This window comes from Pseudomonas sp. TUM25319, from assembly GCF_056388475.1.
On record NZ_CM150751.1, the window covers coordinates 879,640 to 904,547 of the forward strand.

A 24,908-nucleotide genomic window follows, 5' to 3' on the forward strand; every position below is an offset into this window, starting at 1 on the left:
GCCGGGATCAGACCGGGCTGCCGAGGCCCTGCCAGTGCCGTGCGCCAACGAAGATGAAGCGCAGTTGCTGGATGATTTTCGCCTCGGCGCTGAGCTGGTCCGGCGGCATGTCTGCTGGTGGGTCGATCAGCTCGGGCAGGGTGGCGAACACGGTTTTCACTACCAGGTCGGCGATGACGGCCAGGGCGGTGGCATCGAGGTGCTGCCAGCGGCGCATGCTGCCGAGGTCGGAGGCGAGGTCCGAACTGATGCCTTCGCGCAGCCGGGCGATCGCCTGGCGTACTGGTTGCGAGCCGCCGTACTGCTCGCGGGCGAGGAAGAGGAACTGCGCGCGATTGGCGGCCACCACATCGAGGAATATGCGCACCGAGGCATCGGTGATGCCGCCCAGCTCGATTTCGTTGTGGCGAACCCTGCGGATGGTCTGGCGGAAGGTTTCGTTGACTTCCCGGACCAGGGCCAGGCCCAGTTGGTCCATGTCGTCGAAATGGCGGTAGAAACCGGTGGGAACGATGCCGGCGCAGCGGGCCACCTCGCGCAGGCTGATGCTGCCGAAACCACGGCCGCTTTCCATCAGTTGGCGGGCGGCGTCCAGCAGGGCGTGGCGGGTCTGTTGCTTCTGTTCGGCGCGCGGCAGCATGGCGATCACGTTCGGTGTGAAACAGGCCTGCACTCTAATGGCCGGGGCCGGAAAAACAAAGCCCGGTCAGTTGACCGGGCCGAGGAGGGGAAGCTGTTGCGCGCGTATAGCTGTAGTTCTGGCGCATAGGCATCAGCTCACACGCTGGTTGCGTTCGATCACGCGGTCCGAGCCACCTTCGGCTACACGGTTTTCACGACGCTCGATCAGACGGTCAGAGCCACCTTCGGCAACGCGGTTCTCACGGCGTTCGATCAGACGGTCAGAGCCACCTTCAGCGACTCGGTTCTCACGGCGTTCGATCAGGCGGTCGGAACCACCTTCGGCGACGCGGTTTTCACGGCGTTCGATCAGGCGGTCGGAGCCACCTTCGGCGACGCGGTTTTCACGGCGTTCGATCAGACGGTCCGAACCCCCTTCGGCCAGTGGTTGCAGGGGCTGCGACAGGGGTGCGCTGGAGCGGGCTTCGGCCGAAAGGTGTTGGTCGGCGGCTGGCACGGCAAACGCGTTGGCGGCCAGGATTGAAAGGGACAGGCTGAGCAGTAATTGGCGTTTCATGGTTCCGGTGCTCCTGGGTGGAGGGCGACAAAGTGGGTACGGAGCCAATGCTACTCTTGGAAATTGGATAGAAAAGTTCATAAAGGTAATGGTAACAATCAACGGGATTGATATATTCCGGCGGCCGCTCTAGCTCGGGCCTTTCCCGAGTACCTTGGTCGGAAATCGGCGGCCTGCCCGGTGCGCGTCTGGCGCGGTATCGATGGAAAAACTGGCGAGATGGTCAGGAAAAAATCCGCGTCATTGGCCAGAACGGGTAAAACCCCTCGGCATTTCATCAGTCCCAAGTACAAGTGCGTGGCTCACGCACGCTGTCTGCCTTGCCGTAACGGAGAACCGTGCAATGACGCGCCCCGCCAAAATCATCACCTGGACACTCGCCAGCCTGCTGCTGGTCCTGGTACTGCTGGTGATCTTCATCGCTACCTTCGACTGGAACCGGGCCAAGCCCTTCCTTAACGAGAAAGTCTCCGAAGCCTTGCATCGTCCTTTCGCAATCAACGGCGACCTCTCGGTGCACTGGCGTCGTGAGCCCGAGGAGGGCGGTTGGCGGGCGTGGGTGCCGTGGCCGGCGTTTACCGCCCGGGACCTGACCCTGGGCAATCCGGACTGGCTCAAGGCGCCGCAGATGGTTGGCCTGCAGCAGGTGGACTTCCGCCTGTCGCCGCTGCCGTTGCTGGCCCAGCGCATCGTCATCCCGCGTATCGACCTCAAGCTGCCCACAGCAAGCCTCAAGCGCCTGGCCGATGGCCGGGCCAACTGGACCTTCGATTTCGGGCCCAAGGACGAAAATGCCGAGCCGTCGAAATGGGTGCTGGATATTGGCGCCATCGGCTTTGACAAGGGCCAGGTGGCGTTCGACGACGCGACCCTGAAAACCAGTGTGCAGGTACAGGTCGACCCGCTGGGCAAGCCGATTCCCTTCAGCGATATCGTCGGCAAGGCTACCGCCGACAAGACCGTGAAAGAAAAAGGCGCGGCGCAGGATTACGCCTTCGCCTTCACGGCCAAGGGCACCTACAAGGGCGAGGCCCTGAGCGGTAACGGCAAGATCGGCGGGTTGCTGGCGTTGCAGGACGCCACCCAGCCGTTCCCGGTCCAGGCCGATGTCAGCATCGCCAAGACCCGCGCCATCATCGCCGGTACCCTGACCGATCCGCGCAACCTGGGTGAACTCGATCTGCGCCTGAAGCTATCCGGCGCGAGCCTGGGCAACCTCTACCCGCTGACCGGTGTGACCCTGCCCGATACCCCGCCTTACCAGACCGACGGCCACCTGATCGCCAGGCTGCATGAACCAGGCGGTGCGCTGTTCCGCTATGAGGGCTTCAACGGCAAGATCGGCGACAGCGACATCCATGGCGACCTCGCTTTCGTCTCCAGCCAGCCGCGGCCCAAGCTGAGCGGCAAGCTGGTGTCCAACCAGTTGCTGTTCAAGGACCTCGCCCCGCTGATCGGCGCCGACTCCAATGCCAAGCAGAAGGCCCGTGGCGGCGCAGCCAGGCAGCCAGGTGACAAGGTGCTGCCGGTGGAGGAGTTCCGCACCGAACGCTGGCGGGCCATGGATGCCGACGTGACGTTCAGCGGCAAGCGCATCGTGCAGACCGAGGAACTGCCCTTCACCGACCTCAACAGTCACGTGGTGCTGGACGACGGTTTGCTGCGCCTGGAGCCGCTGTCCTTCGGCGTCGCCGGCGGCAAGCTCGACATGCAGGTGCGCCTGGACGGTCGCAGCGCGCCGATGCAGGGCCGGGCGAAGCTGACCGCGCGGGATCTCAAGCTCAAGCAGCTGTTCCCGACGTTCGAACCGATGAAAACCAGCTTCGGGGCCCTCAATGGCGATGCCGATATCAGTGGTCGCGGCAACTCGGTGGCGGCGTTGCTCGGCACCTCCAATGGTGACCTGAAACTGTTGATCAACGATGGGGCGGTGAGCCGCAGCCTGATGGAGATTGCCGGCCTCAACGTCGGTAACTACGTGGTGGGCAAACTGTTTGGCGACAATGAGGTGAAGATCAATTGTGCGGCGACCGATGTCGGCATCAAGGACGGCCTGGCGACCACCCGTCTGTTCGTCTTCGATACGGAAAACGCGGTGATCTACGTCGAAGGCTCGGCCAACTTCGCTACCGAGCAACTGGACCTCAAGATCAATCCCGAATCCAAGGGCCTGCGGTTGTTCTCGCTGCGTTCGCCGTTGTACGTGCGCGGATCGTTCGCCAAGCCGTCGGCTGGCGTGCAGGCGGTGCCGCTGGCGTTGCGCGGGGCGGGGATGGTGGCGCTGGGGGTTGCGGCGGGACCGGCGGCGGGTTTGCTGGCGCTGATCGCGCCGAGCAGCGGCGACGAGCCGAACCGTTGCACGCCGTTGCTGGAACAGATGAGGGCGGGGAAGGCGCCGAAGACGGTGAAGTGATGAATAACGTAGGAGCGGCTTCAGCCGCGATTGGCCGCGCAGCGGCCATAAAACCTGTGTTCCCGGTATTCCGGAAGAATCGCTGACTCAGGTTCTACGACGGCTGCGCCGCCGATCGCGGCTGAAGCCGCTCCTACAGAATCGCAAGTGAACGACGCAATTACAGCCCTTTCAACAGATCCGCCATGTCGTCGGCATGCTCTTCTTCCTGGGCCAGGATGTCTTCGAAGATGCGCCGGGTGGTCGGGTCGCTGTCACCGATGAAGCGGATGATCTCGCGGTAGCTGTCGATGGCGATACGCTCGGCCACCAGGTCTTCCAGCACCATTTCCTTCAGGTCTTTGCCGGCGACGTACTGGGCGTGAGAGTTCTTGCTCAGGTTGTCGGGGTTCAGATCAGGTTCGCCGCCCAGTTGCACGATGCGCTCGGCCAGCTTGTCGGCGTGCTCCTGTTCCTGATTGGCGTGCTCGAGAAATTCCTCGGCGGCAACGCTCGCCTTGATGCCGCTGGCCATGTAGTAGTGGCGCTTGTAGCGCAGGGTGCAGACCCATTCGGTGGCCAGCGACTCGTTGAGCAGACGGAGGATCGTCTGGCGGTCGGCGGTGTAGCCTTCGGTTACGGCACCTTGCTCCACATGCTGGCGGGCACGCTGGCGCAGGGTGTTCACATCGGTCAGTTCTACGGTGCTCATGTCTGTCTCCAGGCTGGAAAAAAACGGGCGCGCCGCGCTCTGTCGGCGCGGTCGCTACATCAGGTACGAGTGCTTCGAGGCGCGAAAAGTTTTATCAGCCGTGCGCGGCCTGTTCGTCTTTCTGGCGCTGCTCGCAGGTCTTGAAACCCTTGTCATCGACATGGCCGGTGGCGTCGAAACGCACGTAGTAGGGCTGCTGGTGGCCCTCGCGATTGAGGATGTAGTTGTTGCAGGTGCCGCCATGGGGCAGATCGATCACGGTGGAGGGGCTACCGCCGATGGCAATGACTTTCTGCATGGTCATGCCATTTTGGACCTGCTTGACCAGGGGCTGGTCGCGGTAGGTGACGTAGTCCACCGGATTCTCCGGGCGGCTGCCGCAGCCGATCAGGGTGGCGCTTGCCAGAAGTGCTGCCAGGGCGTGCTTGTACATGGGTCGTTACTCCCTCGAGATAGGCCGTCATGGCCCGATACGATTTGGAACCGCAAGCGGCGACGGGAGTTCGATTGCGATTGCCATCGTTTCGCCTGTAGGGTGGTGAAAACGTCCATGGAACGGGGTCGTCATGTCGCAAGCACTCGCCACACGTTATCCACTGGTCCTGGTGCCGGGCATGCTCGGGTTCGTTCGCCTGCTGCTCTATCCCTACTGGTTCGGCATCGTCGGCGCGCTGCGCCGGGGCGGGGCGACGGTGTATCCGGTGCAGGTCTCACCGTTGCACAGCACCGAGGTGCGCGGCGAGCAACTGCTGCGGATTATCGAGGACATCCGTCAGCGCACCGGAGCTGACAAGGTCAATCTGCTGGGCCACAGCCAGGGCGCACTGACCGCTCGCTATGCGGCAGCGAAGCGCCCGGAGTGGGTGGCGTCGGTGACCTCCATCGCCGGGCCGAACCATGGTTCGGAGCTTGCCGACTACCTGGAACTGAAATACCCCGGCAATTCGGCTCGCGGGCGCGTGCTCAAGGCTGTCCTGCATGGCCTGGGGCGGCTGATGGGCTGGCTGGAAACCGGCTGGAAAGGCCCCGCATTGCCCATCGACGTGCACGCCTCGCATCAATCGCTGACCTGCGCCGGCGTGGCGCTGTTCAACCGCAGTTATCCACAGGGCCTGCCGGACACCTGGGGCGGTGAAGGCCCGGCCGAGGTCAACGGGGTGCGTTATTACTCCTGGTCCGGCGTGCTCAAGCGGGGCATCACTGATCGCGGCCTCAACCGCCTCGATGGCAGCAACCGTTTCTGCCGCCTGTTCGCCCGCAGCTTCGTGCGCGAGGCGGGGCAGTGCGACGGGATGGTCGGGCGCTATAGCTCGCACCTGGGCCAGGTCATCGGCGACGACTATCCGCTGGATCACCTGGATATCGTCAACCAGTCCCTCGGCGCGGTGGGCAAGGGCGCACAGCCGGTGCGGCTGTTTACCGAGCACGCCTCACGGCTCAAGGCGGCGGGCTGCTGAGCCGCACCAGAGGATGTAAAAAATCTTGTCTAAACTCCTGTGACCGCTGCACGTCCGACGCGGCGACCAGGAGATCTGCCATGAAGATGATGCGTTTGCCATTGCTGTTGCTGGGCCTGCTGATGGCGTCACAGGGCTTTGCCGCCACCGCCCAGCAGGAAAAAATGAAAACCTGCAATGCCGACGCCACCGCCAAGGCGCTCAAGGGCGACGAGCGCAAGGCGTTCATGAGCACCTGTCTCAAAGCCAAGCCTGCCGCCACCCAGCAGGAAAAGATGAAGACCTGCAACGCCGACGCCACCACCAAGGCGCTCAAGGGCGATGAGCGCAAGACCTTCATGAGCGACTGCCTGAAGAAAAAATAGCCAGTCCCTCGCACGAGCCATTGCCCTGGAGCAATGGCTCGTCGCCCAGTACCCCGCGCCCCTATGCCTGCCCGCCGAACGCTGGCAGACTGCCGGCTTTGTCGTCGTGGCTGTCTGAGGTTGTATGACTTTTACCCAGCGTCAGATCGTGCTGGCCAGTTGGATCATCATATTCACCGCCTTGCTGCTGGTTCTGCCCCTCAAGCTGCTGCCGAGCCTGCTGGCCGGCCTGCTGGTGTTCGAACTGGTCAACATGCTCACGCCCAAGCTGCAGCATGTGATCGCAGGGCCCAGGGCCCGCTGGCTGGCGGTGGCCCTGCTCGGCACCCTGGTGGTCAGTACCCTGACCCTGATCTTCGCCGGCGCCATCAGCTTCCTGTTGCATGAAGCCGAGAACCCCGGTGCGTCACTGGACAAGTTCATGCTGCTGGTGGACCAGGCTCGCGGGCAGTTGCCGCCCTTCGTCGACGCCTACCTGCCGGCCAGTGCCGCCGAGTTCAAGGTCGCCATCGGCGAGTGGCTCAAGACTCACCTGGGCGAGTTGCAACTGGTCGGCAAGGGCGCGGCGCACATGTTCGTCACCCTGCTGATCGGCATGATCCTCGGCGCCATCGTCGCGCTGCAGCGGATTCCCGACATTTCCCGGCGCAAGCCACTGGCTGCGGCGCTGTTCGAGCGCCTGTCGCTGCTGGTCCAGGCGTTTCGCAACATCGTCTTCGCGCAGATCAAGATCTCCCTGCTCAACACCGCGTTCACCGGGGTATTCCTGGCCGTGGTGCTGCCGCTGTTCGGCGTGCATCTGCCGCTGACCAAGACTCTGATCGTCCTGACCTTCCTGCTCGGCCTGCTGCCGGTGATCGGCAACCTGATGTCCAACACCCTGATCACCATCGTCGGGCTGTCGTTGTCGATCTGGGTGGCGATGGCGGCGCTGGGCTACCTGATCGTTATCCACAAGGTCGAGTACTTCCTCAACGCGCGGATCGTCGGCGGGCAGATCAGTGCCAAGTCGTGGGAGTTGCTGCTGGCGATGCTGGTGTTCGAAGCGGCGTTCGGCTTGCCGGGCGTGGTGGCAGGGCCGATCTATTACGCCTATCTGAAGAGTGAGTTGCGGCGGGCGGAGCTGGTTTGAAGACAGCGACAAGCCATTAGCTGCAAGCTTCAAGCGGGCGGGTATGTGACCCTGCTTGCAGCTTGCAGCTTGAGCGCTTAGACCGCCCCGTAGCGCTTGCGCGCCTCGATCGCCAGCCCGCTGCCGATGCTGCCGAAGATGTTGCCTTCCACGTGCCGCGCATTCGGCAGCATGGCTGCCACGCTCTGGCGCAGGGCCGGGATGCCGCTGGAGCCGCCGGTGAAGAACACGGTATCGACCTGTTCCACGCCGACGCCCGCCTTGAGCAGCAGCTCGTTGACGCTGCCGCGCACGCGCTCCAGCAGGCTGTCGATGGAGGCTTCGAACAGGGCGCGGGTCAGGTCCGCTTCCAGTCCCGCCTCGACGCGGCTCAGATCCACCCGACGGCTCTCGGCGTGGGTCAGTTCGATCTTGCTCGCTTCCACTTCCATCGCCAGCCAGTGCCCGGCGCGCTGTTCGATCAGTTTGAACAGGCGGTCGATACCCAGGGCGTCCTCGATGTCGTAGCGCATGCTGCCCAGCGCCAGCTGGGACTTCTGCGAATACACCGAGTTGATGGTGTGCCAGGTGGCGAGGTTGAGGTGGTAGCTGGTGGGCATCAGCGCGCCGCTTTTCATCCGGCTGCCGTAGCCGAACAGCGGCATCACGCCCTGGATGCTCAACTGCTTGTCGAAGTCGGTCCCGCCGATGTGCACGCCGCCGGTGGCGAGGATGTCGCTCTGGCGGTCGTCGAGCATGTGGCGCTCGGGGGCCAGGCGGATCAGGGTGAAGTCGGAGGTACCACCGCCGATGTCGACGATCAGCACCAGTTCCTCGCGGTCGATCCCCGACTCGTAGTCGTAGGCGGCGGCGATGGGTTCGTACTGGAAGGAGACGTCCTTGAAGCCGATCTTCTTCGCGACTTCAGCCAGGGTGTCCTCGGCCTCCTGGTCGGCGGCTTGGTCGTCGTCGACGAAATGCACCGGGCGACCCAGTACCACTTGCTCGAATTCCCGGCCGGCATTGGCCTCGGCGCGCTTTTTCAGCTCGCCGATGAACATCCCCAGCAGGTCCTTGAACGGCAGCGCGGTGCCCAGCACGCTGGTGTCGTGCTTGATCAGCTTGGAACCCAGCAGGCTCTTGAGCGAGCGCATCAGGCGGCCTTCGTAGCCTTCCAGGTATTCGTGCAGGGCCAGGCGGCCATACACCGGGCGGCGCTCCTCGATGTTGAAGAACACCACCGAAGGCAGGGTGATCTTGCCGTCTTCGAGGGCGATCAGCGTCTCTTCGCCAGGGCGGTGCCAGCCGACGGTGGAGTTTGACGTGCCGAAGTCGATACCACAGGCACGGGCCGGGGATGCGTGATTCATGGAAGCGGTTCCGGGGGAAAAACGGCCGCGCAGTGTATGCCACCCGCTGACAGAATCAAGACCGATTATCTGCTTCGTGACAAACCGGCCCCGGCTTGGAAAGGCTATGCTTGACCCCAATCTTTACCGGCAGTGCATTTAACCGATGGTGATTCCTTAGATGGATTTCAAAGACTATTACAAGATACTGGGCGTAGAGCCGACGGCGGACGAGAAGGAGATCAAGACCGCCTACCGCAAGCTCGCGCGTAAGTATCACCCGGACGTCAGCAAAGAGCGTGGCGCCGAAGACAAGTTCAAGGAGGCCAACGAGGCCTACGAAGTGCTGGGCAGCCCGGAAAAGCGCGCCGAGTACGACGAGATCCGCAAGTACGGCGGTCAGCATGGCCGGCCGTTCCAGGCACCGCCCGGCTGGGAAGGCCGCGCGGGCGCCGGTGGCGGCGGCTTTGGTGGTGGCGACTTTTCCGATTTCTTCAGTTCGATCTTCGGCTCGGCCGGGCGTGGCAACGGCAATCCGTTCGGTCGTGGCCAGCAGCAGCGCGCTACTGGTCGCAAGGGGCAGGACGTGGAAATGGAACTGGCAGTCTTCCTCGAAGAAACCCTGGCCAACGAGTCGAAGAAGATCAGTTTCCAGGTGCCACAGCACAATGCCCATGGCCAGCGCACCGGTGACACCACCAAGACCCTCAACGTGAAGATTCCCGCCGGGGTGACCGACGGCGAGCGCATCCGCCTCAAGGGCCAGGGCGCGCCGGGGATCGGCGGCGGAGCCAACGGCGACCTGTACCTGGTGGTGCGCTTCGCACCTCATCCGCTGTTTGATGTCGAAGGTCATGACCTGATCATCACCGTGCCGCTGGCGCCATGGGAGGCTGCACTGGGCACCAAGGTCGAAATGCCGACCCTGACCGGCAAGGTCAACCTGACCATCCGTCCCGACAGCCAGACCGGCCAGCGCCTGCGCATCAAGGGCATGGGCCTGTCCAACAAGCAGGGCCAGCGTGGCGACCTGTACGCGCAACTGAAAGTGGTGATGCCGGCCCAGTCGGACGCCGCGACCCGCGAGCTGTGGAGCAAACTGTCGGAGAAGGCCGGTTTCAATCCGCGAACTCAATGGAGTAAGTGACCATGAGCAGCACCCTGATCGTTCAACTGGACATGCGCACCTTCTGTCAGGAAGCCGACTTACCGGCAGACTGCGTGATCGAAATCGTCGAACACGGCATTGTTGAACCGTCGGGGCGAACACCGGCGGACTGGCTGTTTGATGCCCAGGCGCCGGTGCTGGCCAAGCGTGCGGCGCGGCTGCACGCGGAGCTGGAACTGGAGTGGGAAGGCGTGGCGCTGGCGCTGGAGTTGCTGGAGGAAGTGCGGCATCTGCGCAGCGAGAACGACATGCTGCGTCAGCGCTTGGGGCGGTTTGTGCAGTGAGTTACGGGCACAAATCCAAGTAGGAGCGGCTTCAGCCGCGATTGGCCGCGCAGCGGCCATAAAACCTGTATCTCCGGTGTTCCTGATGCATCGCGGACTCAGGTTTTACGACGGCTGCACCGCCGATCGCGGCTGAAGCCGCTCCCACGAAGGCCGCCGCCAGTATCAACCTGGCGGCAATGCCCCCGGATTCAACACCAATTGCATGAAGGTCAGATCCAGCCAGCGCCCGAACTTCACCCCTACTTGCGGCATCTGCCCGTTGAGGGTGAACCCGAGCCGCTCATGCAGGCGGATCGACGCGGCATTGCCGCTCTCGATCGCCGCCACCATCACGTGTTTTCCACAGCCCCGCGCCCGCACGATCAGGGCTTGCATCAATTTCGGCCCAAGCCCGTTGCCACGCTGGTCGGCGCGGATGTACACCGAATGCTCCACGGTATGGCGGAAGCCTTCGAATGGCCGCCAGTCGCCGAACGAGGCATAGCCCACTACTTCACCGCCCGCATTCAACGCCACCAGGACCGGATAGCCCTGCGCCTGCCGCGCATCGAACCAGGCACGGCGGTTGGCCAGGTCTACCGGTTGTTCGTTCCAGATCGCCGTGGTGTTGAGCACGGCGTCGTTGTAGATGTCGCGAATGCCCGGCAGGTCGTCGGGCACGGCATCGCGGATCAGGTCGGTCATGGCGGCAATTCCGGGGTGAACAGGCCGCCAGATTAAATGGTTACCAGCCCGCGCACACCTTCGGCTTCCATGTTTTCCCCACGGCCCTGCTGGACGATCTCGCCGCGGGACATCACCAGGTACTGGTCCGCCAGTTCGGCGGCGAAGTCGTAGAACTGCTCCACCAGCAGGATCGCCATGTCGCCACGGGCGGCCAGCTTGCTGATGACCGCGCCGATCTCCTTGATCACCGAGGGCTGGATGCCTTCGGTGGGTTCGTCGAGGATCAGCAACCGCGGGCGGCTGGCCAGGGCGCGGCCGATGGCCAGTTGTTGCTGCTGGCCTCCGGAGAGGTCACCGCCGCGGCGGTGCTTCATCTGCAGCAGCACCGGGAACAGCTCGTAGATGAATTCGGGGACGGCCTTGGCTTCCTTGGCACCAAAACGAGAGAGGCCCATCAGCAGGTTTTCCTCGACCGTCAGGCGCGGAAATATCTCGCGGCCCTGGGGCACGTAGGCGATACCGGCGTGGACGCGCTGGTGCGGCTTGAGCTGGGTGATGGCCTGGCCTTCCCAGCTCACGCTGCCTTCCTTGGACGGGATCAGGCCCATCAGGCAGCGCAGCAGGGTGGTCTTGCCCACACCGTTGCGCCCGAGCAGGCAGGTGACTTCACCGACCTTCGCCTCGAAGGACAGGCCGCGCAGGATATGGCTGCCGCCGTAGTACTGGTGCAGGGAATCGATTTTCAGCATGTCTTTTTCCTTTCAATCAACGCCCGAGATAAACCTCGATCACCCGGTCATCCGCCTGTACCTGCTCCAGCGAACCCTCGGCCAGCACACTGCCCTGGTGCAGTACGGTGACGTGGTCGGCGATGCTGCCGACGAAGCCCATGTCGTGCTCCACCACCATCAGCGAATGCTTGCCGGCCAGGCTTTTGAACAGTTCGGCGGTGAACTCGGTCTCGGCGTCGGTCATGCCCGCCACCGGCTCGTCGAGCAGCAGCAGTTGCGGGTCCTGCATCAGCAACATGCCGATCTCCAGGAACTGCTTCTGCCCGTGGGACAGCAAACCGGCCGGTCGCTGGCGCGAGCTGTCGAGGCGGATGGTGGCCAGCACTTCGTCGATGCGGTCGCGCTGCTCGCCGCTCAGTTTCGCGCCAAGGCAGGCCCACACCGATTTGTCGGTTTTCTGCGCCAGTTCCAGGTTCTCGTACACCGTCAGCGCTTCGAACACCGTCGGCTTCTGGAACTTGCGACCGATGCCGGCCTGGGCGATCTCCACTTCGCTCATGCGGGTCAGGTCGAGGGTGTCGCCGAACCAGGCCTTGCCGCTGGTGGGACGGGTCTTGCCGGTGATGACGTCCATCATGGTGGTCTTGCCGGCGCCGTTGGGGCCGATGATGCAGCGCAGTTCACCGACGCCGATGTACAGGTTCAGCGCGGTCAGGGCCTTGAAGCCGTCGAAGCTGACGTTGATGTCTTCCAGGGTCAGCACCGTGCCGTGACGGGCGTTCAGCCCCGGTGTCACTGCCTGGCCGAGGCCGACGGGGTCGCGGCCGTTGCCGGTGTCGAGGATGGGTTCGAGCATGAACTCGGGGTGGATCGACGGGAATCTCATTGTTCGCCCCTTTTCTTCAGCAGGCCGACCACGCCCTTGGGCAGGTACAGGGTGACAAGGATGAACAGGGCGCCGAGGAAGAACAGCCAGAACTCCGGGAATGCCACGGTGAACCAGCTCTTCATGCCATTGACCAGGCCGGCGCCCAGCAGCGGCCCGATCAACGTGCCGCGCCCGCCGAGGGCGACCCACACGGCGGCCTCGATGGAGTTGGTCGGCGACATCTCGCTGGGGTTGATGATGCCCACCTGCGGCACGTACAGCGCCCCGGCCAGGCCGCAGAGGACCGCGCTCAACACCCAGACGAACAGCTTGAAGCCACGCGGGTCGTAGCCGCAGAACATCAGGCGGTTCTCGGCATCGCGCAAGGCGGTCAGCACCCGCCCGAACTTGCTCCGCGCCAGGCGCCAGCCCAGGTACAGGCTGGCCACCAGCAGCGTCACGGTGAGCAGGAACAACACCGCGCGGGTGCCCTGGGCGGTGATGTCGAAGCCGAGCAGGGTGCGGAAGTTGGTGAAGCCGTTGTTGCCGCCGAAGCCGGTCTCGTTGCGGAAGAACAGCAGCATGCCGGCGAAGGTCAGGGCCTGGGTCATGATCGAGAAGTACACGCCCTTGATCCGCGAACGGAAGGCGAAGTAGCCGAACACCAGCGCCAGCAGCCCCGGCGCCAGTACCACCAGGCACATGGCCCAGGCGAAGTGCTGGGTGCCGGCCCAGTACCAGGGCAGTTCGGTCCACGACAGGAAGCTCATGAACGCCGGCAGGCCATCGCCGGCGGCTTCGCGCATCAGGTACATGCCCATGGCGTAGCCGCCGAGGGCGAAGAACAGCCCGTGGCCCAGGGACAGCAACCCGGCATAGCCCCAGACCAGGTCCAGGGCCAGGGCGACGATGGCGTAGCAGAGGATCTTGCCCACCAGTGTCAGGGTGTAGGCCGAAACCTGCAGGGCGTGACCGTCCGGCAGCAGCGACAGCAGCGGCAGAGCGATCAGGACCAGCAGCACGATGGCGCCGATCCCCAGGGAGAGCCGCGGCCCGGCTTTTTGCGTGGCAGTGACAAGCAGAGGCTGGTTCATCAGTCGATTACCCGTCCCTTGAGGGCGAACAGGCCTTGCGGGCGTTTCTGGATGAACAGAATGATCAGCGCAAGGATGAGGATCTTGCCGAGCACCGCACCGATCTGCGGTTCCAGCAGTTTGTTGGCGATACCCAGGCCGAAGGCGGCCCAGAGGCTGCCGGCCAGTTGCCCGACACCGCCGAGCACCACCACCAGGAAGGAGTCGATGATGTAGCTTTGGCCGAGGTCGGGGCCGACGTTGCCGATCTGGCTCAACGCCACGCCGCCAAGGCCGGCGATACCCGAGCCGAGGCCGAAGGCGAGCATGTCGACGCGACCGGTGGGCACGCCGCAGCAGGCGGCCATGTTGCGGTTCTGGGTGACGGCGCGCACGTTCAGGCCCAGGCGGGTGCGATTGAGCAGCAGCCAGGTCAGCAGCACCACGAACAGGGCGAAGCCGATGATGACGATGCGGCTGTAAGGCAGGACCAGGTTCGGCAACACCTGGATACCGCCGGAGAGCCAGGCCGGGTTGGCCACTTCGACGTTCTGCGCGCCGAAGATCAGGCGGATGGCCTGGATCAGGATCAGGCTGATGCCCCAGGTCGCCAGCAGGGTTTCCAGCGGGCGGCCGTACAGATGGCGAATCACGGTGCGCTCCAGCAGCATGCCGACCCCGGCGCTGACGAAGAATGCCAGCGGCAGCGCCAGCAGTGGATAGAACTCGATGGCACCGGGGGCGTAGCGCTGCACCATCACCTGCACCACGTAGGTGGTGTAGGCGCCGAGCATGAGCATTTCGCCGTGGGCCATGTTGATCACCCCAAGCAGGCCGAAGGTGATGGCCAGGCCCAGGGCGGCGAGCAGCAGGATCGAGCCCAGCGACAGACCGCTGAAGGCCTGGCCGAGCAGCTCGCCCACCAGCAGCTTGCGCTTGACCTGGGCCAGGCTGGTTTCGGCGGCGGTGCGCACGCCGGCATCGGTTTCAACCGCCGGGTCGAGCAGCGCTTCGAGGCGGGTGCGGGCCATGGGGTCGCCGGTCTCGCCCAGCAGGCGTACGGCGGCGAGGCGCACCGCCGGCTCGCTGGCAGCCAGTTGCAGGTTGGCCAGGGCCAGACCGAGGGCGGCGTGGACCGAGCTGTCTTTTTCCTGGGCGAACTGGCGATCGAGGAAGGCGACCTGGGCCGGCTGCGCGCTCTTCTGCAGTTGCTGCGCGGCTTGCAGGCGCACCGCCGCGTCGGCGCTGAGCAACTGGTGCGCGGCGAGGGCGTTGTCCACCAGCCCGCGCAGGCGGTTGTTCAGGCGTAGCTTGCGGCTGTCGTCAGGACTGATGCGGCCTTGCTGCAGCGAGGTCAGCAGCGCCAGCCGGGCAGGATCGGGTTGCGCCGCCCAGTCCTGGAGCAGGCGGGCCTGATCGTTGGGCTTGGCGGTGGCGAAGTATTCGGCTTCGCTGGCCTGGGCCGTGAAAGGCAGCAGCAGGATCAGGCCGAGCAGGAAGCGGTAGAGGGCCTTGGGCATGGAGCGGGGTCCCTTTTCTGATGGTGAGAGAGGCTGTGCTTGGTAGGGCTTCATCGCTGGCAAGCGGAGCGCCGCCCGGCCAGCTCCCACAAGGCCCTGCATGCACCGGACCTGTGGGAGCTGGCTTGCCAGCGATCGGGGCCCTGGGATCAGTTGCCCTTCACGGCATAGTCAGGCCGCTTGTCGTTACCCGGAATGAACGGGCTCCACGGTTGGGCGCGCAGCGGCTCTTCGGTCTGCCAGACCACGTTGAACTGACCATCGTCCTGGATCTCGCCGATCATCACCGGCTTGTGCAGGTGGTGGTTGGTCTTGTCCATGGTCAGGGTGAAGCCCGACGGCGACTTGAAGCTCTGGCCGGCCAGGGCTTCGCGGACCTTGTCGACATCCGTGCTGCCGGCTTTTTCGACCGCCTGGGCCCACATGTGAATACCGACGTAGGTGGCTTCCATCGGGTCGTTGGTCACGGCCTTGTCGGCGCCCGGCAGGTTCTTGGCCTTGGCATAGGCCTTCCAGTCGGAGACGAACTGGGTGTTGACCGGGTTTTCCACCGACTCGAAGTAGTTCCAGGCGGCTAGGTGGCCCACCAGCGGCTTGGTGTCGATACCGCGCAGTTCTTCCTCGCCCACCGAGAAGGCCACCACCGGCACGTCGGTGGCCTTCAGGCCCTGGTTGGCCAGTTCCTTGTAGAACGGCACGTTGGAGTCGCCGTTGACCGTGGAGATGACTGCGGTCTTGCCGCCGGCGGAGAACTTCTTGATGTTGGCGACGATGGTCTGGTAGTCGCTGTGGCCGAACGGGGTGTAGACCTCTTCGATGTCCTTGTCGGCCACGCCCTTGGAGTGCAGGAAGGCACGCAGGATCTTGTTGGTGGTGCGCGGGTAGACGTAGTCGGTGCCGAGCAGGAAGTAGCGCTTGGCTGCGCCGCCTTCTTCGCTCATCAGGTACTCCACCGCCGGAATCGCCTGCTGGTTTGGCGCTGCGCCGGTGTAGAACACGTTCGGCGACATCTCTTCACCCTCGTACTGCACCGGGTAGAACAGCAGCCCGTTGAGCTCTTCGAACACCGGCAGCACCGACTTGCGCGACACCGAGGTCCAGCAGCCGAACACCACGGCCACCTTGTCCTGGGTCAGCAGTTGCCGGCTCTTCTCGGCGAACAGCGGCCAGTTGGATGCCGGGTCCACCACCACCGGCTCCAGCAGCTTGCCATTGACCCCGCCCTTGGCGTTGATCTGCTCGATGGTCATGAGGGCCATGTCCTTGAGCGAGGTTTCGGAGATGGCCATGGTGCCCGACAGCGAATGCAGGATGCCGACCTTGATGGTCTCGGCGGCCTGAATGGTCCAGCTCAGGCCCATGGCGGCGATGGATGCACTGAGGGTAAAGGCCTTGATCAGACTACGACGCTTCATGGTGCTCTCTCCGTTGAGTTCTTGGTGTATTGGCGACTCGCGGAAAGGGCTTTTGCAAGTGGTGTGCCGTCTTGTGTACAAGAAGTTTCGGCGGAGTTCTGGGCCTGCGTTGCAGGCCTTCGCGAGCGCGCTCGCTCCCACTGGGAGACGCCCTAGCCTGCGGGTTGTAGTTGTTCTGTGAGAGCGAGCTTGCTCGCGAAGGACCGCAAGGTGGTCCCTGGGGCCAGGAGCCAGACTGGTGCCGCGCATCAACCCGATGCACAGCAATGGCTCACCCGCCGGAAAGGAAGAAGGGACCGGATGGCCCCTTCGATAACGCGATCAGTTGCTTCGCACAGCGGCCCGCGGATGCCGCTTGTTGCGTACGAACTGGTAGGTCACGGTCAGCAGCACGAACCACAGCGGCGTGACGATCAGCGCCTGGCGGGTGTCGGTCTCGAAGCTGAGCAGCACCAGGATGAAGGCGAAGAACGCCAGGCACGCCCAGCACATGAAGCGACCGCCAGGCATCTTGTATTTCGACGCCTGGTGCAGCGCGGCGCGGTGGGTGCGGTATTTCAGGTATGACAGCAGGATCAGCGACCAGACGAACATGAACAGGATCGCCGACACGGTGGTGACCAGCGTGAACGCCTCCACAAGGTCCGGGATCACGTACATCAGCGCCGCGCCCAGCAGCAGGCAGGTGCAGGAGAAGTACAGGCCGTTGGCCGGCACGTCGCGGTTGGACAGTTTCTCGAATGCCTTCGGTGCGTCGCCTTCCTGGGCCAGGCCGAACAGCATGCGGCTGGTAGAGAACACGCCGCTGTTGGCCGACGAAGCTGCCGAGGTCAGCACCACGAAGTTGATCACCGCCGCCGCCGCCGGCAGACCGGCGAGCATGAACAGCTCGACGAACGGGCTCTTGCCCGGCACCACGTCACGCCATGGAGTGACCGCCATGATGGCGATCAGGGCGAACACGTAGAACATGATGATGCGCAGCGGAATCGAGTTGATCGCACGTGGCAGGGTGCGTTCCGGGTCCTTGGCTTCGGCAGCGGTGGTGCCCACCAGCTCGATGCCGACGAAGGCGAACACGGCGATCTGGAATCCGGCGAAGAAGCCCATCAGCCCATGGGGGAACATGCCGTCGTCATTCCACAGGTGGGCGAAGCTGGCGGTGGTGCCGGTGGGCGACTGGAAGCCGCTGAACACCATGTACAGGCCGGTGCCGATCAGGCCGAGGATGGCGACGATCTTGATCATCGCGAACCAGAATTCGACCTCGCCGAACATCTTCACGGTGATCAGGTTCAGCGACAGCAGTACGCCGACGCAGGCCAGTGCGGGTATCCATTGCGGCAGGTCGGGGAACCAGAACTGCGAGTAGGCGGCGATGGCGATCACGTCGGCGATGCCGGTGATGATCCAGCAGAACCAGTAGGTCCAGCCGGTGAAGTAGCCGGCCCAGGGGCCGAGCAGGTCGGCGGAGAAGTCGATGAAGGATTTGTAGTTGAGGTTCGACAGCAGCAGCTCGCCCATCGCCCGCATGACGAAGAACAGCATGAAGCCGATGATCATGTAGACGAAGATAATCGAGGGTCCGGCCAGACTGATGGTCTTGCCCGAGCCCATGAACAGACCGGTGCCGATGGCTCCGCCGATGGCGATCAACTGGATGTGTCGATTGGTCAGGTTTCGTTGCAGGTGGTGTTCCTGCGAGTCCTTTGTGGTGCTTTGAGTCATTGCGTGCATTCCATAAATTGCAGTCTTCTTGTGCGTGAAGCGGCGGCTAGGCTAACACGCGAGCCCGCGTGGCAGACGCGACAAGATGACTCGACTTTAGGCGCACGACCTGTGGGCAGCCACAAGCCACAAGCTGCAAGCTGCAAGCTGTAAGAGGGTGCGACGCGGTCCGCTGTTCTCTTGCCGCTTGAAACTTGCAGCTTGCAGCTCGCAGCTCGCAGCTCGCTTCAAGCCCTGGCTGCCAGCAGGCGCTTGCCGAACACCTTGTCCAGCCCCCACACCACCAGCATCGACACACCCACCAGCGGGAAAGCCACGCCCAGCGCCAGCATGACCACGGTTGCCGTCTTCCAGCGCGGCAGGTCGTGCCGCAGCGGCGGGACGCCGAGGCCGCCTTCGGGACGGCGTTTCCACCACATCACCAGGCCGCTGACCGAACCCAGCAGGACCATCAGGCAGATCAGCAGGATGATCATCTGGTTGACCCAGCCGAACATCTTGCCTTCATGCATCATCACCCCAAGCTCGGTGGCTCGGGCCACCAGGCTGTAGTCTTTCCAGCGCACGTCCACCAGCACCTTTCCGGTGTACTGGTCGATATGCAGGGTGGCGTCGTTGCGCGGGTCGTCGGCGAACACGGCGATGGTGAACACGCCGCTGGCGGTGGTGGGCAAGGTGATGCTGTAGCCCGGTTCGACGCCGCGCTGGTTGGCGAGGTCTTCCACGGCCTGCAGGCTGACCTCAGGCGCGGCAGGGCCGCTGTCCATCGCCATGTGCCCCTGGTGTTCGGCATGGGCACCGGACGATTGCGGCATCGGTGTGTTTTCCACCGCCCAGGGTACGGTCTGTCGGGCCGCGGTGTTGAGGCTGCGAGCTTCCTGGTCGGAGGTCGGCACCTCGTTCCACATCGCGGCGGGGAAGCGGTTCCACAGATCGGCGTACTGCTTGCCCCAGAAACCGGTCCAGGTCATGCCGCTGAGCAGCATCAGCAGCAGGACCAGCGCGCCCCAGAAACCGCTGACCGCGTGCAGGTCCCGCCAGAGCAGGCGCCCGCGTGCATTCAGGCGCGGCCACAGCACCCCGGCCGTGCGCCCGCCCCGCGGCCACCAGAGGTAGATACCCGAGACCACCAGCACGATGCCCCAGCCTGCGGCCAGCTCCACCAGGCGGTCGCCGGTGGTGCCGATCATCAGCTCGCCGTGCAGGGCGCGGGCGACCGCCTGCAGGTTGCTCTTGGCATCCTGGGCGCCGAGCAGGGTGCCGGTGTAGGGATCGACGAACACGTTCAGTTCCTGCCCGGCGTCCTTGACCACGAACTGCGCGCTGCGGTCGGCGGCCGGCGCCGGCAGGTACTGGGTGATGGCGCCGTTGGGGTAGGCGCCCTTGACCACCTGCATCAGGTGATCGGCGGGATGCTTGTGGTGCCCGGCTTCGACCACCATCAGCGAGCGGTACATCAGCGGGTCGAGCTGCGGCTTGAACAGGTAGATGATCCCGGTGACGGCCAGCAGGATCATGACCGGCGCCACGAACAACCCGGCATAGAAATGCCAGCGCCAGGCCAGGTTGTAGAAGGACAACGAAGGTTTGCTCATGGAGCGCTCCCAGGTAGTGGGCGCGGCGGCTGGCCGCGCCCGGAGTGGATCAGAAACTCAGGTCGACCTTGGTCCAGAACGTACGCCCCGGCTCGCTGACCGGCTCGAAGCCCGAGTACCCGAAGCCGGCGTTGCCCGCCAGGTTCAGGTGTTCGGCGTAGGCCTTGTCGAACAGGTTGTCGACGCCGGCGCTGAGCTTGAGGTTCTTGGTCACACGATAGGCACCGTTGAGGGAGAACACGCCGAAGCCGCCGGTTTTCTCGAAGTCCTTGCCGACGATGTTGCCCTGGTTCTCCGCCACGCGGTTCTGTGCCGACACCAGGCGCCACAACGCACCGGCGCTCCAGTCGGACTCGCTGTAGGTCAGGCCCAGGCGGCTTTCCAGCGGCGGCATCTGCGGCAGGGCCGAGTCGTCGCTGCTGTTCTTGCCCCAGGCGTAGGCCAGGGTCGCGTCGGCTTTCCAGTTGCTGGTCAGCTGATAGGCCACGCCCAGTTCGCCGCCCATGATCCGCGCATCGACGTTGTCGGCGCGGGACACGCTGGTGCCGCCGGTGTAGTCGTACAGAATGAAGTCACGGACCTGTCCGACGTAGCCCGAGGCCCAGGCTTCCAGGTCTGTGGTCTTGTACTGGATGCCGAAGTCCAGCTGCGTGGTCTTCTCCGGCTTGATCGCGTCGAAGGCGTTGACCGAGCCCACCGGCCCGTAGGTCGGCGAGAACAGCTCCCAGTAGTCGGGGAAGCGTTGCACATGGCCGAGGCCGACGTAGGTGGTGGCCGGGATGTCGACCAGGTCGTGCTCGTAGCGCACGAAGCCGCTGGGCAGGGTGTCGGCGCGGGTGTTGCCGACGGTGGGGTTGGGCATGACCATCATTCCCGAGCCACGGGTCTTGCGGAAGTCCTTGGCCGAGGCGCGGTCCAGCCGGGCGCCGCTCACCAGGCGGTCCTGGCTGTCCAGTTCCCAGGTCAGCTCGCCGAACACACCGTAGTTATGGAAATCGGCGTCCTTGGTCCAGGGCTGGTTGCCATAGGTGTTGACGCCCATGCCGGAGCGCTGGCGGTGCTCGTTGGTCTGTGCGTCGATGCCGCTGACCAGGGTCACGTCTTCCCAGCGCCAGGTGCCCTTGATCCGCGCGCCCAGGGTGCGACGGTCGACGTTGCTGGCCATGGGGCCGGCCATCATCCCGGTGCCGGACGGCGTGCGCAGGCTGTAGTTGTCCATCACATGGTCGGCGTAGTTGTAGTAGACCTGCGCCTCGATCTTGTCGAACACCTCGCCGATGTTGGACTTCTCGAAGCGCAGGCCGAGGCTTTCGCGTTTGAACTGCGAACCGTCCATGCCGCGCCCGGCGTAGCGGGCTTCACCATCGCCGCGGCCGGCGGTCAGCTCCAGCAGGGTGTCGCTGTCCGGGGTCCAGCCAATGGCGACATCGCCGTTCCACTTGTCCCACTTCGACGGCACGGTGTCGCCGTGGCCGTCTTCGTAGTCGTCGGAGCGCGATTGGTTGCCGACGAAGCGTACGTAGCCCTGGCTGCCACCGGCGGCGGCATCCAGCACCTTGTCGAAGCGGCCATTGGAGCCGACCAGCAGGCTGGCGTTGACCCGCGTACCCAGCTCGCCGAATTTCTCCGGCTCGCGGTCGAAGAGGATGGTCCCCGCGGACGCGCCCGGACCCCACTGCACGCTCTGCGGGCCCTTGATCACGGTCAGGCGGTCGTAGGTTTCCGGCGAGATGTAGGAGGTTGGCGCGTCCATGCGGTTGGGGCAGGCACCGAGCATCAGGCCGCCATTGGTGAGTATGTTCAGGCGCGAGCCGAACATGCCGCGCAGCACCGGGTCGCCGTTGGTGCCGCCGGAGCGGATTGCCGAGAAGCCGGGAATGGTCTTGAGGTAGTCGGCGCCGTCACTGGCCGGCACTGGCTGGCGTGGGTCCTTGGGATTGGTGACGACGGTCAGCGGAGAGCTGGGTGCCACTGCGGTGATCACCGTGGGGCTGAGCTCCGCGGTGCTGTGGTCGTGGTGTTCGTGGCCGGTTTCGGCGGCCAGGGCGGCCGGTGCCAGCAGGCTGCCGCAGAGCAGCGCGATAGTCCCGCGCAGGGACAAACGATAGACAGGGGTGGAGCTGAACATAGGTTTTCCAACATCGATCAGTCATGAAGGTGCACCCGCGCGCGGCTCACAGCCGGGCGGAGTACGGATTCGGGTTGTTCAGACGACGATGCGGGATGGTGGTGCGCGGCTGCGGGCGCCGGGGAAGAAGGCCAGGCGCGGGTGGCCCTGGCGGGGCTGAACGATCAGGCGGTTGCTGGCAGGAATGGCCTCGCTGTTGAGCAGGCTCAGGTGTTGCGGCAACGCCGGGCAATGGAAGAACAGGCTGCAATAGCCGCATTTCTCCCACATCACATGCAACGATGGGTCGCCGCCGCCGTGGTGCGCGTCGCCGTGATGTTCCATGGTGCCCATGTCCATGCCCGGCGCCATGTCCATCGACAGGGAGGCGTTGTGATTCATCGGCATCGACTGGGAAACCAGCGGTCCGATGAAGATCATCAGCATGGCGAACAGACTCAGCCAGCTTGCGCGCAGTTTCCTGGTGTCAGGGTGCGGCGAACGGGCGGGTCGGTTGCGGGCGAGGCTCATGGCGAGCGGCGCTCAGCGATCAGTGCTGGTGCTGGTGCTCGGCGTTGCCTTCGGGCGGCTGCTTCTGCACCGCTACTTCCACGGTGACATCACCGGCTTTCTCGAAATGCAGGGTCAGCGGGAAGCGCTTGCCGTCGGTGAGCAGGCTGCGGTCCTTGGGGGCCATGATCATCACATGGTAGGCGCTGGGGCTGAACGTCACCTTGCCGCCGGCCGGCACGGCCACGTCAGGCACTTGTTGCATGCGCATCACGTCGCCATTCATCACATGCTCGTGGAGTTCGGAGCGGTCGCTGATCGGGGTCTCGACGCTGAGCAGGCGGTCATCCTGCTTGCCGTTGTTGTCGATGATGAAATAGGCCGCCACGTTGGGCGCATTCGGTGGCAGCTCCAGCGACCAGGGGTGGGCGATATGCAAGTCGCCCTTGCTGTATTCGTGGGCATTGGCGACACCGACGGGCAGCAGCAGGGCGGCCAGCATCAGGACATTCTTGAGCATGAAAAAATCTCCGTTCGATTCAGATTGTTCGCAGTTGAGAGCGTAGGTGAATCAGACGGAAGGAGAAGCCCGTGGATTGAGCGAAGGCCACAGCTCGCGAGGTGTGGGCAGAGTGGGTTGGGCGCTGGTCAGGGCACTGTCGAAAGAGAATTCGGGCAGGAGCAGGCGCGGGGCCTGGCCAGGCAGGGCCAGCAACGCGGCGTTGCCGGAGCAGCACCAGCAGTGCTGCATGACGGCGTGGTCATCGTTCTGCTGGCTGGGGTCGATCTGGCCGATGGAGACGGCGATCACTTTGGTGCCGCCGGTGGAGCAGAACGCACCCCACAACAATTGCTCGGCGGGCGCCCTGGCGGCATTGGCAGACAACGGCATCGCCAGCAGATTGAACAGCACTGCGAAGCAGGCGATCCAGGCGAGGGCGGGCCGGTGTGCGGACATGGGCTGATCCGGTGGATTTCGAATGGTGGCTATTTAGCCAGAAGATGTCGGGGATGTAAAAAATGGGGGTGTGATGAAGTGTCGCACGCCTGTGTCCACCATGATGGCCTCATCGCCGGCAACGCCGGCTCCCACTTTGTGGGAGCGGCTTCAGCCGCGAATGGGCGCGGAGCGGCCATAAAACCTGTGTCCCGGGTGTGTCAGGCGGATCAGGGACTCAGGCTTTACGACGGCTGCGCCGCCGTTCGCGGCTGAAGCCGCTCCCACGAGGGATATGCAACCCCTCAGATTTTGAGCAAGACAGTTGCCCCCACAGGAATCAGGACTTGGCCCGGCCCAGCATCCCGCGCACCGCTTCCTGCAGGTCCGCCGGCAGTACCACCAGCTTGGCGTTTTCACTGGCCGAGAGGTTTTCCATGGCGCCGATGTAGCGTTCGCCCAGCAGGTACATGGCCGGGGTCACGTCGTTGCCGACGGCGTTCTTCACCAGGGTGATGGCCTGGGCCGAGGCTTCGGCCAGGTTGACCTGCGCTGCAGCATCCAGCTTGGCCGACTCCTGGCGCGCCTGGGCTTCGAGGATCGCTGCCTGCTTGGCACCTTCGGCACGGGTCACGTCGGCTTTACGTTCGCGCTCGGCAGCCGCCTGGCGCTCCATCGCCGCCTGCATGTTCGGCGACGGCTTGATGTCCTGGATTTCCACCGAACGCACGGTGATGCCCCAGTCTTCGGTCTGCTCGGACATGGCCTCGCGCAGGCGCGCCTTGATCTGCTCGCGGCTGGACAGCGCTTCGTCCAGGTCCATGGCGCCGACGATGGCCCGCAGCGAGGTCATGGTCAGGCTGGTGACGGCGTAGGTGTAGTTTTCCACGCCGTAGGAGGCTTTCTGCGGATCGACCACCTTGGCGAAGCACAGCGCGTTGGCGACGATCACGGCGTTGTCCTTGGTGATGATTTCCTGCTGCTGCACGTCGAGGATGATGTCCTTGGTCGGCAGGCGGTAGGCCACCACGTCCATGTACGGGATGAGGATGTTCAGGCCGGGCTTGAGGGTGGTGTGGTAGCGGCCCAGGCGCTCGACGATCCACTCCTCGCCCTGGGGCACGATGCGCACGCCCTTGAATACCGTGACGAGCACGAACAGGGCTATGGTGGCGGTAATGATCAGACTGGTCATGACAGGTCTCTTTCCTTTGATGATGTCGTTGAGTGAGGTCAGGCCTTGCCGACCCGGACGACGTTGCCCTCGATGGCGAGGATGCGCACCCGTTCCCCGGAGGCGATGTCGCCATTGGCCACGCAGACCCATTCTTCGTTGCCGAGGACCGGCTTCTGGAACCGCACGCGGCCTTTCTGGAATTCGGAAACCGGCGCGACCAGCAGGCCGACTTCGCCGATCACCGCGTCGGCAGTCCAGCGTCCTTCATCCTTGCGGGGTTTGAACACCTTGAACCACAGGGCCACGGTGAGTGAGGACAGCACCACCCAGATCACCAGTTCGCTGGCCAGGGACAGCCCCGGGACCAGCCCGGCGATGATCCCGACGGCGATGGCGCCGATGCCGAACCAGATGATGAAGAAGGTAGGCAGAACCAGTTCCAGCAGGATCAGGCCGAAGCCCAGGACGAGCCAGATCCACCATTGCAGTTCCATAAGTCGCAGCCTTGCGCAGGGAAAAGGGTCAGGTATTGGAAGCGCTTG

The 24,908-nt window shown here is 64.2% G+C and carries 25 protein-coding genes; 6 read left to right on the forward strand and 19 right to left on the reverse strand.

Going from position 1 to position 24,908, the window contains the following annotated elements; translation table 11 throughout:
- Positions 1–7 precede the first annotated feature (7 nt).
- Together AC05QJ_RS04175 and AC05QJ_RS04180 are read right to left on the reverse strand one after the other, a co-directional pair.
- On the reverse strand, positions 8–640 hold the full coding sequence (locus tag AC05QJ_RS04175; RefSeq protein ID WP_476745724.1) for a TetR family transcriptional regulator: 633 nt from the start codon (positions 638–640) through the stop codon (positions 8–10).
- Between the two features lie 132 nt (positions 641–772).
- Complete coding sequence (locus AC05QJ_RS04180; RefSeq protein WP_476745725.1) at positions 773–1,198, reverse strand: phage infection protein; 426 nt, start codon at positions 1,196–1,198, stop codon at positions 773–775.
- A gap of 343 nt (positions 1,199–1,541) precedes the next feature.
- Here AC05QJ_RS04180 and AC05QJ_RS04185 point away from each other — a divergent pair, with 343 nt between their 5' ends.
- Positions 1,542–3,611, forward strand: coding sequence for an AsmA family protein (locus AC05QJ_RS04185; RefSeq protein WP_476745726.1), 2,070 nt, complete (start codon positions 1,542–1,544; stop codon positions 3,609–3,611).
- A gap of 160 nt (positions 3,612–3,771) precedes the next feature.
- On the opposite strand, the gene AC05QJ_RS04190 is transcribed toward AC05QJ_RS04185, so the two are convergent.
- A complete protein-coding gene (locus tag AC05QJ_RS04190) occupies positions 3,772–4,302 on the reverse strand; it encodes a ferritin-like domain-containing protein (protein ID WP_476745727.1) in 531 nt (176 codons plus the stop codon).
- A gap of 94 nt (positions 4,303–4,396) precedes the next feature.
- Positions 4,397–4,735, reverse strand: a complete 339-nt coding sequence (gene osmE, locus AC05QJ_RS04195; protein WP_476745728.1) for an osmotically-inducible lipoprotein OsmE — start codon at positions 4,733–4,735, stop codon at positions 4,397–4,399.
- A 133-nt stretch (positions 4,736–4,868) separates the two neighbouring features.
- Here osmE and AC05QJ_RS04200 point away from each other — a divergent pair, with 133 nt between their 5' ends.
- The 3 genes from AC05QJ_RS04200 to AC05QJ_RS04210 all read left to right on the forward strand — a co-directional run bounded on the left by AC05QJ_RS04200 (position 4,869) and on the right by AC05QJ_RS04210 (position 7,256).
- The gene (locus AC05QJ_RS04200; protein ID WP_476745729.1) at positions 4,869–5,759 is read left to right on the forward strand and encodes a lipase family alpha/beta hydrolase; all 891 of its coding nucleotides are present in this window, start codon (positions 4,869–4,871) and stop codon (positions 5,757–5,759) included.
- Positions 5,760–5,839: 80 nt separating this feature from the next.
- Positions 5,840–6,124 carry a PsiF family protein gene (locus AC05QJ_RS04205; protein ID WP_476745730.1) on the forward strand — a complete coding sequence of 95 codons (285 nt, stop codon included), beginning with the start codon at positions 5,840–5,842 and terminating at the stop codon, positions 6,122–6,124.
- 124 nt (positions 6,125–6,248) lie between these two features.
- On the forward strand, positions 6,249–7,256 hold the full coding sequence (locus tag AC05QJ_RS04210) for an AI-2E family transporter (RefSeq protein WP_476745731.1): 1,008 nt from the start codon (positions 6,249–6,251) through the stop codon (positions 7,254–7,256).
- A gap of 77 nt (positions 7,257–7,333) precedes the next feature.
- On the opposite strand, the gene AC05QJ_RS04215 is transcribed toward AC05QJ_RS04210, so the two are convergent.
- A complete protein-coding gene (locus tag AC05QJ_RS04215) occupies positions 7,334–8,605 on the reverse strand; it encodes an Hsp70 family protein (RefSeq protein ID WP_476745732.1) in 1,272 nt (423 codons plus the stop codon).
- 160 nt (positions 8,606–8,765) lie between these two features.
- On the opposite strand from AC05QJ_RS04215, the gene cbpA reads away from it, so the two are divergent.
- Together cbpA and AC05QJ_RS04225 are read left to right on the forward strand one after the other, a co-directional pair.
- A complete protein-coding gene (cbpA, locus tag AC05QJ_RS04220; protein WP_476745733.1) occupies positions 8,766–9,731 on the forward strand; it encodes a curved DNA-binding protein in 966 nt (321 codons plus the stop codon).
- Between the two features lie 2 nt (positions 9,732–9,733).
- Positions 9,734–10,036, forward strand: coding sequence for a chaperone modulator CbpM (locus AC05QJ_RS04225; RefSeq protein ID WP_476745734.1), 303 nt, complete (start codon positions 9,734–9,736; stop codon positions 10,034–10,036).
- Between the two features lie 165 nt (positions 10,037–10,201).
- Here AC05QJ_RS04225 and AC05QJ_RS04230 read toward each other — a convergent pair whose 3' ends face one another.
- From AC05QJ_RS04230 to AC05QJ_RS04295, 14 genes are all read right to left on the reverse strand, one after another.
- A complete protein-coding gene (locus AC05QJ_RS04230; protein WP_476745735.1) occupies positions 10,202–10,723 on the reverse strand; it encodes an N-acetyltransferase family protein in 522 nt (173 codons plus the stop codon).
- A gap of 32 nt (positions 10,724–10,755) precedes the next feature.
- A complete protein-coding gene (gene urtE, locus AC05QJ_RS04235) occupies positions 10,756–11,454 on the reverse strand; it encodes an urea ABC transporter ATP-binding subunit UrtE (RefSeq protein ID WP_476745736.1) in 699 nt (232 codons plus the stop codon).
- Positions 11,455–11,470: 16 nt separating this feature from the next.
- Positions 11,471–12,322 carry an urea ABC transporter ATP-binding protein UrtD gene (urtD, locus tag AC05QJ_RS04240; RefSeq protein WP_476745737.1) on the reverse strand — a complete coding sequence of 284 codons (852 nt, stop codon included), beginning with the start codon at positions 12,320–12,322 and terminating at the stop codon, positions 11,471–11,473.
- Positions 12,319–13,398: an urea ABC transporter permease subunit UrtC gene (gene urtC / locus AC05QJ_RS04245; RefSeq protein ID WP_476745738.1), complete on the reverse strand. Its 1,080-nt coding sequence runs from the start codon at positions 13,396–13,398 to the stop codon at positions 12,319–12,321. The genes urtD and urtC overlap by 4 nt, the downstream gene beginning before the upstream one ends.
- Positions 13,398–14,897 carry an urea ABC transporter permease subunit UrtB gene (gene urtB, locus AC05QJ_RS04250; RefSeq protein WP_476745739.1) on the reverse strand — a complete coding sequence of 500 codons (1,500 nt, stop codon included), beginning with the start codon at positions 14,895–14,897 and terminating at the stop codon, positions 13,398–13,400. The genes urtC and urtB overlap by 1 nt, the downstream gene beginning before the upstream one ends.
- A gap of 149 nt (positions 14,898–15,046) precedes the next feature.
- Positions 15,047–16,312: an urea ABC transporter substrate-binding protein gene (gene urtA, locus AC05QJ_RS04255; protein ID WP_476745740.1), complete on the reverse strand. Its 1,266-nt coding sequence runs from the start codon at positions 16,310–16,312 to the stop codon at positions 15,047–15,049.
- 321 nt (positions 16,313–16,633) lie between these two features.
- The gene (gene cycA / locus AC05QJ_RS04260; RefSeq protein ID WP_476745742.1) at positions 16,634–18,040 is read right to left on the reverse strand and encodes a D-serine/D-alanine/glycine transporter; all 1,407 of its coding nucleotides are present in this window, start codon (positions 18,038–18,040) and stop codon (positions 16,634–16,636) included.
- A 227-nt stretch (positions 18,041–18,267) separates the two neighbouring features.
- The gene (locus AC05QJ_RS04265) at positions 18,268–19,635 is read right to left on the reverse strand and encodes a PepSY-associated TM helix domain-containing protein (RefSeq protein WP_476745743.1); all 1,368 of its coding nucleotides are present in this window, start codon (positions 19,633–19,635) and stop codon (positions 18,268–18,270) included.
- 49 nt (positions 19,636–19,684) lie between these two features.
- Positions 19,685–21,763: a TonB-dependent copper receptor gene (locus AC05QJ_RS04270; protein ID WP_476745744.1), complete on the reverse strand. Its 2,079-nt coding sequence runs from the start codon at positions 21,761–21,763 to the stop codon at positions 19,685–19,687.
- 78 nt (positions 21,764–21,841) lie between these two features.
- On the reverse strand, positions 21,842–22,273 hold the full coding sequence (locus AC05QJ_RS04275) for a DUF2946 domain-containing protein (RefSeq protein ID WP_476745745.1): 432 nt from the start codon (positions 22,271–22,273) through the stop codon (positions 21,842–21,844).
- A gap of 19 nt (positions 22,274–22,292) precedes the next feature.
- The gene (locus tag AC05QJ_RS04280) at positions 22,293–22,772 is read right to left on the reverse strand and encodes a copper chaperone PCu(A)C (RefSeq protein WP_476745746.1); all 480 of its coding nucleotides are present in this window, start codon (positions 22,770–22,772) and stop codon (positions 22,293–22,295) included.
- Between the two features lie 51 nt (positions 22,773–22,823).
- A complete protein-coding gene (locus AC05QJ_RS04285; RefSeq protein ID WP_476745747.1) occupies positions 22,824–23,210 on the reverse strand; it encodes a DUF2946 domain-containing protein in 387 nt (128 codons plus the stop codon).
- 319 nt (positions 23,211–23,529) lie between these two features.
- Positions 23,530–24,384 (reverse strand): SPFH domain-containing protein, encoded by an 855-nt coding sequence (locus AC05QJ_RS04290; protein WP_476745748.1) that lies wholly within the window; start codon positions 24,382–24,384, stop codon positions 23,530–23,532.
- 38 nt (positions 24,385–24,422) lie between these two features.
- On the reverse strand, positions 24,423–24,860 hold the full coding sequence (locus AC05QJ_RS04295; RefSeq protein ID WP_476745749.1) for an NfeD family protein: 438 nt from the start codon (positions 24,858–24,860) through the stop codon (positions 24,423–24,425).
- Between the last annotated feature and the right edge of the window lie 48 nt (positions 24,861–24,908).

What these genes read in the sequence shown, in the direction of transcription:
- urtE (WP_476745736.1), bottom strand. Translation starts at nt 11,454, where the DNA reads ATGCTGAAAATCGATTCCCTGCACCAGTACTACGGCGGCAGCCATATC.
- AC05QJ_RS04200 (WP_476745729.1), top strand. Translation starts at nt 4,869, where the DNA reads ATGTCGCAAGCACTCGCCACACGTTATCCACTGGTCCTGGTGCCGGGC.
- AC05QJ_RS04215 (WP_476745732.1), bottom strand. Translation starts at nt 8,605, where the DNA reads ATGAATCACGCATCCCCGGCCCGTGCCTGTGGTATCGACTTCGGCACG.
- cycA (WP_476745742.1), bottom strand. Translation starts at nt 18,040, where the DNA reads ATGACTCAAAGCACCACAAAGGACTCGCAGGAACACCACCTGCAACGA.
- AC05QJ_RS04185 (WP_476745726.1), top strand. Translation starts at nt 1,542, where the DNA reads ATGACGCGCCCCGCCAAAATCATCACCTGGACACTCGCCAGCCTGCTG.
- cbpA (WP_476745733.1), top strand. Translation starts at nt 8,766, where the DNA reads ATGGATTTCAAAGACTATTACAAGATACTGGGCGTAGAGCCGACGGCG.
- urtB (WP_476745739.1), bottom strand. Translation starts at nt 14,897, where the DNA reads ATGCCCAAGGCCCTCTACCGCTTCCTGCTCGGCCTGATCCTGCTGCTG.
- AC05QJ_RS04230 (WP_476745735.1), bottom strand. Translation starts at nt 10,723, where the DNA reads ATGACCGACCTGATCCGCGATGCCGTGCCCGACGACCTGCCGGGCATT.
- AC05QJ_RS04285 (WP_476745747.1), bottom strand. Translation starts at nt 23,210, where the DNA reads ATGTCCGCACACCGGCCCGCCCTCGCCTGGATCGCCTGCTTCGCAGTG.
- AC05QJ_RS04175 (WP_476745724.1), bottom strand. Translation starts at nt 640, where the DNA reads ATGCTGCCGCGCGCCGAACAGAAGCAACAGACCCGCCACGCCCTGCTG.
- AC05QJ_RS04210 (WP_476745731.1), top strand. Translation starts at nt 6,249, where the DNA reads ATGACTTTTACCCAGCGTCAGATCGTGCTGGCCAGTTGGATCATCATA.
- AC05QJ_RS04290 (WP_476745748.1), bottom strand. Translation starts at nt 24,384, where the DNA reads ATGACCAGTCTGATCATTACCGCCACCATAGCCCTGTTCGTGCTCGTC.
- urtD (WP_476745737.1), bottom strand. Translation starts at nt 12,322, where the DNA reads ATGAGATTCCCGTCGATCCACCCCGAGTTCATGCTCGAACCCATCCTC.
- AC05QJ_RS04280 (WP_476745746.1), bottom strand. Translation starts at nt 22,772, where the DNA reads ATGCTCAAGAATGTCCTGATGCTGGCCGCCCTGCTGCTGCCCGTCGGT.
- urtC (WP_476745738.1), bottom strand. Translation starts at nt 13,398, where the DNA reads ATGAACCAGCCTCTGCTTGTCACTGCCACGCAAAAAGCCGGGCCGCGG.
- urtA (WP_476745740.1), bottom strand. Translation starts at nt 16,312, where the DNA reads ATGAAGCGTCGTAGTCTGATCAAGGCCTTTACCCTCAGTGCATCCATC.
- osmE (WP_476745728.1), bottom strand. Translation starts at nt 4,735, where the DNA reads ATGTACAAGCACGCCCTGGCAGCACTTCTGGCAAGCGCCACCCTGATC.
- AC05QJ_RS04295 (WP_476745749.1), bottom strand. Translation starts at nt 24,860, where the DNA reads ATGGAACTGCAATGGTGGATCTGGCTCGTCCTGGGCTTCGGCCTGATC.
- AC05QJ_RS04275 (WP_476745745.1), bottom strand. Translation starts at nt 22,273, where the DNA reads ATGAGCCTCGCCCGCAACCGACCCGCCCGTTCGCCGCACCCTGACACC.
- AC05QJ_RS04180 (WP_476745725.1), bottom strand. Translation starts at nt 1,198, where the DNA reads ATGAAACGCCAATTACTGCTCAGCCTGTCCCTTTCAATCCTGGCCGCC.
- AC05QJ_RS04205 (WP_476745730.1), top strand. Translation starts at nt 5,840, where the DNA reads ATGAAGATGATGCGTTTGCCATTGCTGTTGCTGGGCCTGCTGATGGCG.
- AC05QJ_RS04225 (WP_476745734.1), top strand. Translation starts at nt 9,734, where the DNA reads ATGAGCAGCACCCTGATCGTTCAACTGGACATGCGCACCTTCTGTCAG.
- AC05QJ_RS04190 (WP_476745727.1), bottom strand. Translation starts at nt 4,302, where the DNA reads ATGAGCACCGTAGAACTGACCGATGTGAACACCCTGCGCCAGCGTGCC.
- AC05QJ_RS04265 (WP_476745743.1), bottom strand. Translation starts at nt 19,635, where the DNA reads ATGAGCAAACCTTCGTTGTCCTTCTACAACCTGGCCTGGCGCTGGCAT.
- AC05QJ_RS04270 (WP_476745744.1), bottom strand. Translation starts at nt 21,763, where the DNA reads ATGTTCAGCTCCACCCCTGTCTATCGTTTGTCCCTGCGCGGGACTATC.